This window comes from Streptomyces sp. SAS_270 (assembly GCF_052543295.1).
This window is the reverse complement of sequence record NZ_JBMNDS010000143.1, coordinates 1-12,525: the sequence shown is the minus strand read 5'-3', so window position 1 is coordinate 12,525 and position 12,525 is coordinate 1. Positions and strand designations below refer to the sequence as shown.

General features: G+C 68.2%; 6 protein-coding genes and 1 pseudogene. 6 read left to right on the top strand and 1 reads right to left on the bottom strand.

Annotated features, from left to right (window positions below; all coding sequences use genetic code 11):
- Window positions 1-1,035: 1,035 nt before the first annotated feature.
- Window positions 1,036-1,653, top strand: a complete 618-nt coding sequence (locus ACN6LB_RS44735; protein WP_445030939.1) for an expansin EXLX1 family cellulose-binding protein — start codon at window positions 1,036-1,038, stop codon at window positions 1,651-1,653.
- Between the two features lie 76 nt (window positions 1,654-1,729).
- Here the strand turns inward: ACN6LB_RS44735 and ACN6LB_RS44730 are convergent, their stop codons facing one another.
- Entirely contained in the window at window positions 1,730-2,773 is a 1,044-nt protein-coding gene (locus ACN6LB_RS44730) for a LacI family DNA-binding transcriptional regulator (protein ID WP_445030938.1), read from the bottom strand.
- A 786-nt stretch (window positions 2,774-3,559) separates the two neighbouring features.
- Between ACN6LB_RS44730 and ACN6LB_RS44725 the strand changes: the two genes are divergently transcribed.
- The 5 genes and pseudogenes from ACN6LB_RS44725 (at window position 3,560) to ACN6LB_RS44705 (ending at window position 12,471) form a co-directional block, all read left to right on the top strand.
- Window positions 3,560-5,155: an arabinofuranosidase catalytic domain-containing protein gene (locus tag ACN6LB_RS44725; protein WP_445030937.1), complete on the top strand. Its 1,596-nt coding sequence runs from the start codon at window positions 3,560-3,562 to the stop codon at window positions 5,153-5,155.
- A gap of 190 nt (window positions 5,156-5,345) precedes the next feature.
- Window positions 5,346-7,793: an RICIN domain-containing protein gene (locus ACN6LB_RS44720; RefSeq protein ID WP_445030936.1), complete on the top strand. Its 2,448-nt coding sequence runs from the start codon at window positions 5,346-5,348 to the stop codon at window positions 7,791-7,793.
- Between the two features lie 83 nt (window positions 7,794-7,876).
- The gene (locus ACN6LB_RS44715; protein ID WP_445030935.1) at window positions 7,877-9,013 is read left to right on the top strand and encodes a ricin-type beta-trefoil lectin domain protein; all 1,137 of its coding nucleotides are present in this window, start codon (window positions 7,877-7,879) and stop codon (window positions 9,011-9,013) included.
- A gap of 84 nt (window positions 9,014-9,097) precedes the next feature.
- Window positions 9,098-10,570 (top strand): annotated as a pseudogene (locus tag ACN6LB_RS44710) (endo-1,4-beta-xylanase); the annotation flags it as partial.
- A 455-nt stretch (window positions 10,571-11,025) separates the two neighbouring features.
- Window positions 11,026-12,471, top strand: coding sequence for an arabinofuranosidase catalytic domain-containing protein (locus ACN6LB_RS44705; protein ID WP_445030934.1), 1,446 nt, complete (start codon window positions 11,026-11,028; stop codon window positions 12,469-12,471).
- Window positions 12,472-12,525 lie beyond the last annotated feature (54 nt).

The window sequence follows — 12,525 nt, the reverse complement described above, 5'->3', positions numbered from 1 at the left end:
GGAGTTGGGTGTGGAGCCGGCGCCGCAGTTGCAGCGGTTGCATCAGGCGATGTTGTCGGTGGATCCGTTGCTGGATCAGCTGGCGTCGCCGCGTTGTTCCTCGACGTTCGACCTGTTCGCCGCCTGAACCACCCACCCACCCACCAGGGGAGTCGGGGCGAACACGCCTTGGGATGACGCTGCATGGTTGTCCGGCAGAGCCGACGCCGCCGCGACGCTGTGAAGCGGTCCCTCCCCGCTGGCCCATGGCCATGGAGCCGCCGCAGCAGACACTCGTCCCGGCCCGCTGGTGGTGCCACCCCAACGAGTGGGTGAGCAGGCTCAGTTCATCGAACGCCGACGTCCGGCAGCGAGCGGCACCAAGGGTGCGCACATGTCCCGCCGTAGGTCCGCTCGGCGCCTCCCCGAGGAGACGGGTACCTCGCCACTGGCGTGGCTTACCGGCGCCCGCATCGACTGGGTACGTGAACTGCTGGAAACAACGGGCCCCTTGGGCCCGGCGTGGGTCTGCCGAGGAAGAGCGGACATCACAGCGACCCCATCCGGAGCCCCTTTCTGCTGGCTGCTCGTGTCCAGTGACCCGCCGCGACCGGGATGTCGACGACACCCGGAAATCGACGGCAACCTTTTCGCCCCGTGCGGCCACTGAGTAGCGCAACGCCGAAACGCTCTTCCGAACGGATGGACATGCAAGAAACAAGACAGGCCGCGCGGTCACGCAGGCGTAGACGCAGGCTGATGGTGGGGACTGCTGCGGGGCTGGTCGTCACAGGTCTTCTCGTCTGCCTGGCCATGGCAATGCAAACCGACCCCAAGAAGGATGCCGGGCGGGCCCCGGCCACGACCGTCGCCGACGCCCAAGGGACTCGCCCGCCGACATCGCCAGGACAGAAGCCGTCAGCCTCCCCGTCCACTGCGTCCCCGTCCGCCGCCTCGCCGTCGGCCAAGGCCGGCGGGACGACTCCGAAGGCTTCCGCGACCAAGTCGGCGGCGCAGTCATCGCCCACCCCGCGCACGGCTCCTGCCACGGCATCCTTGACCGGACGGATCCGGGCCAAGGTCGACTACCGGGGAGTCGCCACTGCCTACAAGGCCGGGACCGGAGACGGTGCCTGCTCGTTCGGCCCGAGCGCCGACCTCATGATCGCAGCCATGAACACCACCGACTACGAGACATCCAAGGCCTGCGGGGCATACGTGCTCGTCCGCGCCGCAAACGGCGCCACCGTCACGGTCAGGATCACCAACGAATGCCCACTGCCCTGTGCACCAGGGCAACTCGACCTCAGTGAGCAGGCCTTCGCCAAACTGGCCGCCCTCTCCACCGGCCGGATCGCGATCACCTGGCGCCTGTTGAGCCCCAGCACGTCCGACACCATCTCGATCCGCTACAAAACCGGATCCAACCCCTACTGGTGCGGCATCCAGGCAATCGGCCACCGCAACCCGCTCGCCCGACTCGAGGTCCGCACCAGCAGCGGCTGGCGTCAACTGACCCGCACCGATTACAACTACTTCCTCTCTCCCGGGGGAAGCGGGTGCGGCGGCGCGATCAGAATCACCGACATCTACGGCGAACGACTGACCGTCAACGGGATCGGTCTGCGGCCGGGGGCCGTGCAGCCGACGCGGCTCCAGTTCGCACGGCACTGACCCCCGCCACCCGCACTGTCGCCCCTCCGAACGGAACACTCGAAGGGGCGGCTACAGCCGGCGCTGAACGCGCGGCTCAGTGCGCCGCGCGGTTGGCTCGCGCGTGCCGGCCGGCGGGTGCAGCCGCCGTGCTGGAGCGCAGCGAGATCGGGGGAGTCAACAGGATGTGCCGAGGCGGAGTGTCCGGCGCGGCGATGCGTTCCACCAGCAGGGAAACGGCCTTCTCGCCCATTTCCAGAGCCGGTACGTCCGCTGCCGTGAGCGGCGGACGGAAGTCCTCGGCCCAGGTCTTGGCCGCCACTCCGGTGATGGAGAAGTCGTACGGCACTTGGAGACCGGAGTCCGCCAGCGCGCGCTGTATGCCGGGCAGGGCAGCCTCGTTGATGGTGGTGACAGCGGTGAGGTCCGCATGGCTGCGCAGGAGCGCCTCGACGCATTCCTGGCCGGAGCGGGCATCGTCCCCGCACGGCACTTCGATGCCGTCGAGACCGCGTTCCGCCAAGGCCGCCTCGAAACCCTCGCTGGCCCTGCGCGCGGGGCCGTAACCGGCCGAGATGAGTTCCCGGGAACGAGTGACCAGAGCCACCTGGCGGTGCCCCAGATCGGCGAGGTGATGCACGCAACGCTGGACCAAGTCGGCGTAATCGACGTCGATCCATGACATCTCCTGGTCGCCGGCCGTGTGCCCGATGCCGACGAAGGGCAGCCCGGCATCCTGCAGGCGGCCCACACGAGTGTCCTCCAGACGGATCTCCATCAGAATGACACCGTCCACGCGGCTCTCCGAGACCAACCGCTCGAAGGAACGATCATGATCCCCACCGGAGGGGGACAGCAGCACATCCAGGTCGACCCGGGCGGCGGCGTCGACCACGCTGGCGACGAAGTCCAGTTGCATGTGTGTCAGCCTGTTGCCGGCCGGCGGGATGACGAGACCGATCGTCCGGGTCCGGCCTTCCTTGAGGGCCCTCGCGGTCGCGTTGGGGCGATATCCCAATTCGTTGATCACGTCTTGGATGCGTCGGCGGGTGTTGGCCGCGACGGGTCGTTTGCCGCTGAGCGCGTACGACACCGTGCTGCGTGACACGCCGGCGCGCCGAGCGATCTCCCCGATGTTCATGCAGCTCCCCAAACGCTTACCCGCAGGTCGCAAGAGTACCTTGCGCGAATCGGTTCGCCATCGGGGCGGGGAACGGCGCACCGGCGAGGCCCTCGGTGCCCGACTGGAAGGAACTGGAACGGGTTTGGGGCATGCCGTGTGCCTGTACTGCCGGGCGGACGAAGGATGCCCGAGAGCCGCGAGTGCGCGGTCAACAGTGTCGGTCTGCCGGGACCGTCACGCGTTCCGTGTCTCACGTATTGCCGGGAAGGCGTGGAGCGAATCGATTCCACGTAAGCGCTTCGACGGGATGCTACGACCGGCGGAGTACGGCGTCAATGGCGTGCCGCGAGGCCAAGGTGGCGTCGGAGCGCGAGTCGGGGCCCCGCCGATTCGGCCGGCTCCCGCGGAACCGGACTCCCAGCAACCGAGGTTGGCGACCGCGTCCCTGTCCACCGGCATGTTGGCGGGTTTCCCGGATGACCGGAGCCTTGTTGTCCGACACACCAGACGGACCCGCCCGTGCAGCGAGTTCGGAGGTCATGCCGCCAGTCGTCTGCCGCTGCGCGGGGCCCGGCAGGGTGGGCCGGCGGACCCGACCCGCTGAAATCAGCCGTCGAATCGATTCCGCGACAAGGTGTGCAACAGAAGGCTCCGCGCCCTTGACAGCCCACGGAGTCGAGAGCACCGTCTCCCCCCGAAACCTCTCTGCAATCTCACCGCACAAACGGCGCCTTCAAGCGCTTCCGCATCGTCAGCGTCACCGCAAGACCCGACTGGGTTACGCCGGCACGGTAGGGAGACCGGATGGGAACGACACGTACGAGACGCCACCTGCTGTTCGGGCGCGGTGGCGTCCAACGGCTGCTCGGTGCGGTACGGCGCCGCGGCAGGCCGGGAATTGCGCTGGACCAGGCACCCGTCCATTCGTGGGAGCGCTCCCGCAACGCTCGGCCGAAAACGTTCGCCCGGGCGGGGGCCGCGGTCGTGCTCGTCGTCGGGGCGCTGGCCGGCGCCACGGCCACGGCGGGCACGGCCCAGGCCGCCGACTCCGGGCCGTGTGACATCTACGCGGCAGGCGGTACGCCCTGCGTGGCGGCGCACAGCACGACGCGAGCGTTGTACGCCTCGTACAACGGGTCGCTGTACCAGGTCCGGCGTGCCTCGGACAACGCCACCCGGAACATCGGCGTCCTGAGTGCGGGCGGGTACGCCGACGCCGCCGCGCAGGACTCGTTCTGCTCGGGGACGACCTGCCTGATCACGATCATCTACGACCAGTCGGGCCGCGGCAACAACCTCACGCAGGCGCCCGGTGGCGGTGCCGCGGGTGGTCCCGACAACCTCGCGAACGCGACCGCCGCGCCCACCATGGTGGGCGGTCACAAGGCCTACGGCGTCTTCGTGGCACCCGGCACGGGATACCGCAACAACCACACCAACGGCATTGCGACCGGGGACAACCCCGAAGGCATGTACGCGATCTTCGACGGCACGCACTACAACGGTGGCTGCTGCTTCGACTACGGCAACGCCGAGACGGACAGCAACGACGACGGCAACGGCACCATGGAGGCCATCTACTTCGGAAACATCAAGGTATGGGGCTATGGCGCGGGCAACGGCCCCTGGATCATGGCCGATCTGGAGAACGGCCTGTTCTCCGGCGTCAACCAGCACTACAACGCGAACGACCCGACCATCAACTACCGGTATACGACCGCCATCGTCAAGGGCGGCCCGAACCACTGGGCGATCCGCGGCGGCAACGCGCAGTCGGGCGGCCTGTCCACCTTCTACGACGGGGTGCGTCCCAACGTCTCGGGCTACAACCCGATGCGGAAACAGGGCGCCATCATCCTGGGCATCGGTGGTGACAACAGCAAGGGCGCCCAAGGCACCTTCTACGAGGGTGTGATGACCTCCGGCTACCCGTCGGACGCCACCGAGAACGCGGTTCAGGCCAACATCACCGCGGCCGGATACACCAATTCATCCAGCGGGACGGGCACCGGTGCGCTGCACGCGGTGGGCGCGGGCAAGTGCCTCGACGTGCCGAACTCGTCCACCACGGCCGGCACGCAGCTGCAGATCTGGGACTGCGGCGGCGGCGCCAACCAGAGTTGGACCCGCACATCCTCCAACCAGCTGACCGTATACAGCGGCAGCAGCCAGATGTGTCTGGACGCGTACAACAACCAGACTGCCGCCGGCACCAAGGTGGTGACCTGGCCGTGCAACGGCGGCGCCAACCAGCAGTGGCAGTTGAACTCCGACGGCACCGTCACCGGCATCCAGTCCGGACTCTGCCTCGACGTCACCGGCGCCTCCACGGCCAACGGAGCCCTGGCCGAACTCTGGACCTGCAACGGAGGCTCCAACCAGCGATGGAGCCTCAACTGAACTGAACGGTTGCGGGCACCCGTCGCCCCCGCGTCCGACAGCATCTCCCGAGACCTTCCGACCGTCCGGCCGAATCGCCCGGCCCCCTCCGCCCCCACCGGAAGGGACAGGTCGTGCAGGCGGCTCCGGCGGCGAACAACGCCACTCCGCCCCCACACCGGGCCTCATGCGCCACCACTGGAGGATGACGATGTCCGGAGCGAGAGTGCTCCGCGGCCTCTGGGCCGCCCCCGTAGCTCTGCTCGCCCTGCTGGGCGGGAGCCTGCCCATGGCCGGGTCCGCGTTCGCCGTACCGGCCGAGCGCCAGGCGTCGGCCGCCGACCTGTACGTGACGCCGGGTGCGGCGCCTGGCGGGACCGGCACCGCCGAGCAGCCGTTCGCGACGATCGACCAGGCGCAGCAGCCCGCGCACCGGCTCTCGGCCGATTCGGACGTCGTGGTCCACCTGGCCGGTGGCACCTACCGGCTGTCCAAACCGCTGACCTTCGGCTCCGGCGACGGCGGTCAGAACGGCCACACCATCACCTACCAGGCCGTCTCCGGGCAGCAGCCGGTCGTGAGCGGCGCCCAGCAGATATCGGGTTGGCAGGTGCATGATCAGAGCAGCAACATCTGGTCGGTCCACGTCGGCACCGGCGTGAACACGCGTCAGCTGTACGTCAACGGCAAGGAGGCACCGCGGGCGGCGATCCAGGTGTCCCGCTCCAGCCTCACCTTCACCCAGACCGGCCTGAACATCACGGACTCGTCCCTGGACTACCTGGCCGGCCTCTCGGACCAGAAGCACATGGAGGTCGAGAGCCTCAACTCCTTCACCGACCGCTTCGCGCCGGTCCAGTCGATCAGCGGCAGGACCATCACCATGCAGCAGCCCGCGTGGAACAACAACTCCTGGGGCTACGACACCATCAACGCGCCGTTCGCCGGCGGGACCATGTACCTGGAGAACAACTACGCGTTCCTGAAACAGGCCGGGCAGTGGTACCTCGATTCGTCCACCGGCGACCTGTACTACCGGGCACAGGCGGGCCAGAACCCGAACAGCCTCGACGTCGAACTGCCACGACTGCAGAGCCTGCTCGGCATCAGCGGCAGCTACGGCTCACCCGCGTCCGGTCTGGGATTCACCGGCATACAGTTCACCGGGACCTCCTGGCTCGGCCCGAGCGGACCCGACGGCTACGCGGACCAGCAGAGCGGCGCGCACATCACCGGTTCGTACGCGATGCCCGCCAACTGGCTGAGCACCTGCAAGTCGGGATGCACGCAGTTCGAGGCCACCCGTAACCACTGGGAGCAGATGCCCGCCGCCGTACAGGTCTCCGCCGCCACCGGCATCACGTTCTCCGGCAACACGTTCTCCGAACTCGGGCAGGCCGGACTGGGCGTGGGCAACGACGGTGCCGCCACGGCCTCCGGCACCGGACTCGGCGCGAACGGTGTCACCATCACCGGCAACACCTTCACCGACATCGCCGGCAGCGGCATCCAGGTCGGCGGGATCCTGCCGGACGCGCACCACCCCGGCAACCCGCAGATGACCAACCAGAACATCATCATCAGCAACAACAAGGTCAGCGGGGTGGGCACCGACTACAAGGAGACCGCGGGGATCCTCTCCACCTACGTCACCAACGCGACGATCACCCACAACCAGTGCGACCACCTGCCCTACGACGGGATCGACATCGGCTGGGGCTGGGGGATGAACGATCCCGGCGGCAGCCAGGACTACGTCAACCGGGGCACGTACAACTACCAGCCCATCTACAGCACTCCCACGACGCTGAAGAACAACACCGTCACCCACAACCTGGTCTTCGACACCAAGAACGCGATGTTCGACGGCGGCAGCATCTACAGCCTGTCGGCGGCCCCCGGCTCGGTGATCTCCGAGAACTACATGTACGACAACAACCGCACCACAGCGCTGTACCTCGACGAGGGTTCCCGGTACCTGAAGGTGTCCAACAACGTGGTGCAGGACGCGAGCAACTGGGCGCTCACCAACGCCAACGCGAACAACCACACCGACGACAGCACGTTCTCCGGCAACTGGTACAACGGCGGCAACACGTACGTGGCCACCGGCCCTCCGCACAACAACGTCCTGACCGGCAACGTCCAGGTCAGCGGCACCAACTGGCCGCAGGGCGCCAAACAGGTCATCCAGCAGGCAGGCGTCCAGTCGTCGGGCGGCGGTGGCTTCCCCACCGGCCACCACCAACTGGTGATCGGCAGCAACAGCCTGTGCCTGGACGTGTACGGCAACTCCGGCAGCGCGGGCGCCGCGATCGACCAGTGGACCTGCAACGGGCAGAGCAACCAGCAGTTCGAGTTCGTGCCGGTCTCGGGCGGCTACGGGCAACTGCGCGCGCAGAACTCCGGACAGGTCGTGGCGGTGTCGGGCGGCTCCACGACCGCCGGTACGCCGAACATCGTGCAGCAGGCCGCCACCGGAGCGTCCAGCAGTCTGTGGCTGCCGGTACAGCAGTCCGACGGCTCGTACTCCTTCCGGAACCAGAACAGCGGTCTGTGTCTGGACGTCTACGGCGGCGGCAGCAACCTGGGCCAGCAACTGGACCAGTGGCAGTGCAAGAACGCACCCGGCACCAACCAGGACTTCACCCCCCGCTGACCGGCTCGCGCCTCCGACGCGCCTGCACGGACCGGCGGTTCGTTCGCCCCCACCCACTGTCCCGCACCCAGTGAGGAACGCTGATGAGGAAGTACTGGACACTCTTGGCCGCGGCGCTGACGGCCACCCTCGGGATGGGCGCCGCATGGCCCGTCGCGGCAGCCACCGGCGCCGAGGCGCGGCCCTCCGCCACGCGGGCCGCTGCCCCCACGTCCCTGCGGCTGATGCCGTTGGGCGACTCGATAACCTGGGGCGTCGGCAGCGCGTCCGGGAACAGCTACCGGAGCTTCCTGGGGAACAAACTGGCGGCCGAGGGGCACAGCCTGGACTTCGTCGGCTCGGGGCGCAACGGCACCATGTCCGACCCGGACAACGAAGGGCACTCGGGCTGGCGGATCGACCAGATCGCCGGCATCGCGGACTCCGTGCTGGCCCAATACCGGCCGAACGTCGTCACTCTGGAGATCGGCACCAACGACCTGAACGGCAACTATCAGATTCCGACCGCTGCCGACCGGCTCCATGCGCTCATCGACCAGATCACCAAGGCCGCACCCGACGCGACCGTGCTCGTCGGCACCGTGATCATCTCCACCAGCGGCACCGAGGAGGCCAACCGGCCTGCGTTCAACGCCAAGTTGCCCGGGATCGTCCAAGCCGAGCAGGCCGCCGGAAAGCACGTACGTCTGGTGGACATGGGTGCCCTGACCACGGCGGACCTGGCCGACTCCCTGCACCCCAACGACGCCGGCTTCAGCAAGATGGCGGACGCCTTCGACGCCGGGGTCCAGGCCGCGGACGCGGCAGGCTGGATCAAGCCGCCGGTTTCCACGGGCGGGCAGGTGCGCTCCGGAGTCACGGGGAAGTGCCTGGGCGTCGGCGGCGGCAACAGCGCCAACGGGACCGTCGTGGAGATCCGGACCTGCGACGGCTCGACCGCGCAAACGTGGGCGGCGCGCTCCGACGGCACCTTGCGGGCGCTCGGGAAGTGCCTCGACGCCACCGGCCGCGGGACCGACAACGGCACCAAGATCGAGGTCTGGGACTGCAACGGCGGTACCAACCAGCAATGGCAGGCGTACAACGGCGGCTACCGCAATCCGGTGTCCGGCCGCTGCCTCGACGACCCGGGCGCGTCCACCATCGACGGTACGCAACTGGTCCTGTGGGACTGCAACGGCGGAACCAACCAGCAGTGGACCGCCCTGCCCGTCTCCTGAGCTCCTGACCCCGCTTCATCACGGCACCGTCTCGTGGCCGGTGCCGGCCCCTCTCACGTCCCCACACAAGGAGGTTGATCCTTCATGTCCTGGCTCAACAAGGAGCCCCTGCTCCGTAAGGCCCTGGTCTCGGCCACCGGCTTGTTGGCCGGCACGGCACTGGCCCTGACCGGGCCGGCGAGCCTGGCCGCACACGCGGCTTCCGGCACGTTGGGCGCGGCCGCGGCCGACAGCGGCCGCTACTTCGGTACGGCTGTGGCCGGCGGAAAGCTCGGCAACTCGACGTATTCCACGATCCTCGACCGGGAATTCAACATGATCACCCCGGAGAACGAGATGAAGTGGGACACCACGGAGTCGTCCCGCGGCAACTTCAACTTCGGTTCGGCCGACCAGATCGTCGGCCACGCCGCCTCGCACGGGCAGCGGATGCGTGGCCACACCCTGGTGTGGCACTCGCAGTTGCCGGGCTGGGTCAGTTCCATCGGTGACGCCAACACCCTGCGCAGCGTGATGAACAACCACATCACCACGGAGATGAACCACTTCAAGGGCAAGATCTACGCCTGGGACGTGGTCAACGAGGCGTTCGCCGACGGCGGCAGCGGTCAGCACCGCAGCTCGGTCTTCCAGAACGTGCTCGGCAACGGCTTCATCGAGGAGGCGTTCCGCACCGCCCGGGCCGCCGACTCCTCGGCCAAGCTCTGCTACAACGACTACAACATCGAGAACTGGAACGACGCCAAGACGCAGGGCGTCTACAACATGGTCAAGGACTTCAAGGCGCGCGGCGTGCCCATCGACTGTGTCGGCCTTCAGAGCCACTTCGGCGCCGGCGGCCCGCCCGCCAGTTTCCAGACGACGCTGTCGAACTTCGCCGCCCTGGGCGTCGACGTCCAGATCACCGAACTCGACATCGCCCAGGCATCGGCGACCGCGTACGGGAACACGGTCAGGGCGTGTATGAGCGTCGCCCGCTGCACCGGCATCACCGTGTGGGGGATCAGGGACAGCGACTCGTGGCGGACGGGCGAGAACCCGCTGCTGTTCGACAACAACGGCAACAAGAAGCCGGCCTACGACGCGTCCCTCTCCGCGCTCGGCGGAGGCACGGGGAACCCGGGCGGCGGCATCGTCTCGGGCCAGGTGTACTCGCTCACCGATGTCGCCGCGGGGCGGGTGCTGGACGTACCGGGTGGACAGACGGCGAACGGCACGTCCCTGCAGATCTGGGATGCCAACGGCACTGCCGCGAACCAGCAGTGGCGGGCGAGTCAGAACAGCGACGGCTCCTACACGCTGACGAACATCGCCAGCGGACGGGTGCTGGACGAGCCGGGCGGCCAGACGGGCAACGGCACCCGGATGGCGATCTGGGACTCCAACGGCGGCGCCAACCAGCACTGGCGGGCGAGCCGGAACGGCGACGGTTCGTACACCCTGACCAACGTTGCCTCCGGCCGGGCGCTGGAGGTCCCCAGCGGGCAGACCGGCAACGGGGCCCCGGTCCAGATCTGGGACTCCAACGGTGGCGCCAACCAGCACTGGAACTTCAGGTGAGGTGACCCGGCGCGCAGCGCGCGCTCCTGCCCCGGATCACTTCGGGGCGACCGGAACGAACACCCGCGTCCGGCACGGCGGCCATCGCCGGACGCGGGTTTCGGCCTGCCCTCACAGCGGGCTGACCAAGAGCAATACATGGGATGGATCAGAATCTGATTGAGGCGGACGCGCGTATTGACTCCATGCGGGACCTATGGAATCACTAGGAACATGGGATGTCTGAGTGGTTCCCGCGGGTGCTCTCGGGCGCCCTCACTCCACGAGGAGTCCGGACCCCGCAGTCATGCCGGTGGCGGCGACGGTCCTCGAACGCTCCGTTCGGCCAGGCACAGCACTCTCTGTCACCTTCTCCCACATACTCAAGGAACAGAATGCGGCCCTCATTCGTTTCCCGCCGAAGTCCCGCGCCTCGTGGACCACGCTTACCGGCATCCGCCGCCGTATGCGTGATGGCGCTGCTGGCCATGATGCTGGCGACCGCGCAGACGTGGTCGGCACCGGCCCCGGCGTCGGCACCTGCATCAGCGGCAGCCCCCTTGGTGAGCTCGGCGTCGGGGCGATGTCTGGACGTCAAGGGCAACGTCGACACGCCCGGAACGGCGCTGGACATCCGGGACTGCGACAACCAGCCGAACCAGGCGTTCGAGTTCACGTCGGCGGGCGAGCTGAGGACGATGGGCGGCACCCGATGCGTGGACGCCTACGACAACCGGACCGCGCCGGGAACCCCGGTGATCATCTGGTCGTGCAACGGGAAGTCGAACCAGGCGTGGCGACAGAACTCCGACGGGTCCATCACCGGTGCCCAGTCCGGCTTGTGCCTGGACGTCAACGGAGCGGGCACGGCCAACGGCACCGCGGTCATCCTGTGGACCTGCAACAGCCAGAGCAACCAGAAATGGACCACGTCGACACCTCCGCCGCCCAGCGGGTCGGGCCCGTGCGACCTCTACTCCGCGGGCGGTACGCCGTGCGTGGCCGCGCACAGCACCGTGCGGGCGCTCTACGGTTCGTACAGCGGGGGCCTGTACCAGGTCAGGCGCGCCTCGGACAACGCCACCAGGAACATCGGCGTACTGGCGCCCGGCGGCTTCGCCGACGCGGCGGCGCAGGACTCTTTCTGCGCGGGCACCTCCTGCGTGATCACGGTCGTCTACGACCAGTCCGGACGCGGCAACGACCTGTGGTACCAGGGATCGGCCCAGGTCCCCGGATCGAGTCAGAGCAGCCCCGCGAAGGCGACCTCCGAGTCGCTGACCGCCGGGGGCACCAAGGCGTACTCGCTGTACATCAATCCCGGGAACAGCTACTGGCGGGACGGTCATCTGACAGGCGTGCCGACCGGCAGCGCGCCCGAAGGGGCGTACATGGTGACCAGCGGCACCCACGTCAACAGCGGCTGCTGCTTCGACTACGGCAACAGCGAGACGACGAGGAAGGCCGACGCCGCCGGGGCGATGGACGCGATCAACTTCGGCACCGAGTGCTGGTTCGGCGGTTGCTCGGGAAGCGGTCCCTGGGTGCAGGCCGATCTCGAATGGGGCCTGTACTCCGGCGGCAGCCAGTCCTGGAACACCAACCAACGTGCCTTTCCCGGCAAGTTCGTCACCGCGATGCTGAAGAACAACGGGACGTCGAGGTTCGCCCTCAAGGGCGGCAACGCGCAGTCCGGCAGCCTGACCACCCTGTGGGACGGCGGGCTTCCCAGCGGATACAGCCCCATGAAGAAGCAGGGAGCCATCGTTCTCGGCAGCGGTGGCGACTGCTGCAAGCCCGGTGGCGGCGCCAACCTGAGCGCCGGCACCTTCTACGAGGGAGCCATCGTCGCCGGCTACCCCTCCGACGCGACCGACAACGCGGTGCAGGCCAATGTCACCGCGGCCGGATATCGCTGAATCCTGCTGTCCGATGCGGGAGGCGGCGGCCCTCCGGGACGTGCGGAGGGCCGC